Raw genomic sequence first — 541 nt, forward strand, 5'->3', positions numbered from 1 at the left:
AGGCCCTTGACCGTCGTCACCCTGACGCCCGGCAGGCCCGGCTCGCCGGCGTCCTGGTAGCCGTTGCGGTTCAGATCATCGAACACCTTGCCGATGAGGTCGCCGCAGTCGAACACCGGCTCCGTCACGACCTCGACCTCGGCCGTGGCGTCGCGCGTCATCACCGTGCCGTCGGCGCGCAGCACGCGTGCCCGGTTGACATATTTGCCCGGTTTGGCGGCGGCCGAGACGCCGAGCGACAGGCGGACCTCCATCTCCGCATCCGGCGGCAGGGTGACGCCCTCGAAGACGAGGGTGCGGCCCTCCACCTCCGGCTCGGCCGGCGTCCCGTCCACCGAGGCGGTGCCTTCCAGATAGCTGAAGCCGGCCGGCATCACGTCGACCACCGTCACCGTCTTGGCGGCCGACAGGTTGTGCGGCGTCACCGCGATCACGTACGGCACCCGGCCACCACGCCGCACTTCGGTCAGCTGCGCGACCTTCGTCACCGAGAAGCCGGGAACGGTGATCGCGCTGGTGGCGCCCTCGGCGGTCGCCTCCT

The 541-nt window shown here is 70.8% G+C and carries 1 pseudogene; it reads right to left on the reverse strand.

From position 1 onward, the window contains the following. Nucleotides 1-541 (reverse strand): annotated as a pseudogene (locus tag ACFP9U_RS25385) (hypothetical protein); the annotation flags it as partial.

Origin of the sequence: Nitratireductor sp. GCM10026969 (assembly GCF_042660605.1) — a bacterium.
GTDB lineage: Bacteria > Pseudomonadota > Alphaproteobacteria > Rhizobiales > Rhizobiaceae > Chelativorans.